The 1,809-nt window shown below is 41.1% G+C and carries 3 protein-coding genes; all 3 read right to left on the bottom strand.

Annotated elements, in window-relative coordinates:
* Positions 1-194 precede the first annotated feature (194 nt).
* The gene (locus O9332_RS22660; RefSeq protein WP_043999229.1) at positions 195-605 is read right to left on the bottom strand and encodes a type II toxin-antitoxin system VapC family toxin; all 411 of its coding nucleotides are present in this window, start codon (positions 603-605) and stop codon (positions 195-197) included.
* Positions 602-889 (bottom strand): hypothetical protein, encoded by a 288-nt coding sequence (locus O9332_RS22655; protein ID WP_002750295.1) that lies wholly within the window; start codon positions 887-889, stop codon positions 602-604. Before O9332_RS22655 ends, O9332_RS22660 begins: the two co-directional genes overlap by 4 nt.
* A 506-nt stretch (positions 890-1,395) precedes the next feature.
* A partial coding sequence (locus O9332_RS22650) for an IS4 family transposase (RefSeq protein ID WP_288027540.1) occupies positions 1,396-1,809 on the bottom strand: 414 nt, incomplete at its 5' end.

Here is a 1,809-nt window from a genome sequence, read left to right as displayed (position 1 = left end):
GGCTCTTCTGGTTTCTGTGTGGAGGGAAGAAGAATAGGGATAATTTTATAGAAATATAGTCTTCAAAGCCTTGCCTAGCAAGACTCCTACGAATGATAATCAGTGCTTATCACACAAAGTAGAGAAGAGCCGAATTACTCTTGAGAATTTCAGAAAATCCTAAGATGATTATAATATAATCTATAAATTTTCAGCTAGGGAAGCAAGGTAAAGGCAGTGCAGTTTTGAGGACGATAGAGACTAAAATCTCGGCGATCTAGTGTCAGAATTATTGTGAGGTTTAATCGTTCCGCCATTGCCATAACCGAAGCATCTACAAAGTCCACTCTACTGTCTTGATATTCTTCCAAAATATCTCCTATTCTGGAAAGATCCTCTTCTGTCAAAGCCATTAGCTCAAAGCGACTTGTTTTTAGCAATCGCAAAAACTGGATAACGGAAGATATACCAGCATTGCATCCTAAAAGATAAGCAACCTCGGCTAACACACTCTGAGGAACTATGATTTTTTGTTGCTGAAGATAGATGTTTTTTACTTCCCGGTGATGGGAATCCTGAGAATCTATCAGTGCAACAATGAATCCTGTATCAGCAAGAGAATTCATTCTTTCCATGTCCATCCCGATGGAGGTTTAATGGCTGTTTCTAAAATTTCTTCCGCTCGCTCCGAAAGATTAGGAATTACACCAGAACACATTCCTATAATTGGATCATCTTCTAAATAAGTGTTTGTTGAAGCTGGAGATTCTGGGGCAGAATCTATATTTTTTGAAGTTTCTGGTAAATGACTTTCTAAACTTTCGATCAGCTTTTCTACAACGAGAAGTTTTTCAAAACTCAGCCGCTCAATTTGGTTGATTAGTTTTTGCCGCAATTCGATCGATGTCATTGTCCTGTCTCCTGTTTTTTTAAGATGAGAAAAGGCAACACCCCCCTTATCAAGGGGGGCAGGGGGGATCGAACCTTATCAAGGAAGGCAGGGGGGATCGACACCCCCCTTATCAAGGAAGGCAGGGGGATCGAACCTAAAATCCATTTTTAATTTAATTATAACCAACTACTTAGGGCTTGCTGAATAAATGTGAAATGTAGGCAAAGTAAGGGTTTTGGGGCTTTTCTCGCGAAACAGGTGCAAGATTTTGAGAGAATCGTCGTTCAAAACCTCGCGTCTTCATCGGCCCGCGTCCTTTAGGGGCGAAGCATTCGGGCAATAACCTATCGGTGAAACCGGAGATTTTCTATCCGAATGCTTCGCCCGTACTTTTTCAGCACAAAAAACGGGTTTCTCCGAGAAACCCGTTTTCTGCTCATGGACACCCCCCTTATCAAGCTATCCATTAGTCACATCTTTCTTAACATAAAATTTGACAAAAAGAGAAAAGTGTGCCAGATGGCTCAAGGGGGTTCTATGGGGGAACTAATTTGATGAGATAGTTTCCAAGTCTCGCTGATATCATGTAACCTTCGCAGTCCCAACCAAATAGTTTTAACACCAGGTTCACCGTCACCTTTTCTACCTAAAAACCCCCCAAGAGAAGCAATCATTCTGACCGCTTCCCTAAAGGAGGGCGGCTTTTCAGGTGGCGGACTCTTTTTATGAATAGTGGCACACAAAGATTGCCATTCATGTTCTTCCAAAAAACTTTCACAACTCTCCTCTCCGTGTAAGCGTGCTTGATAGGTTAACCAAAGTAATCTCCAAGCTACAATTGAATAGGTAGCTAAAGCCATCTCAATTCTCCTACCCGTTTCTAATTGCAGTTTTTCTAATCCACAACCACTTTTTAAAACAAAATGATAGCGTTCTAT

The organism is Microcystis sp. LE19-10.1B, from assembly GCF_027530565.1.
Taxonomy (GTDB): Bacteria; Cyanobacteriota; Cyanobacteriia; order Cyanobacteriales; family Microcystaceae; genus Microcystis; species Microcystis aeruginosa.
This window is presented reverse-complemented; position numbering and strand designations above follow the sequence as displayed.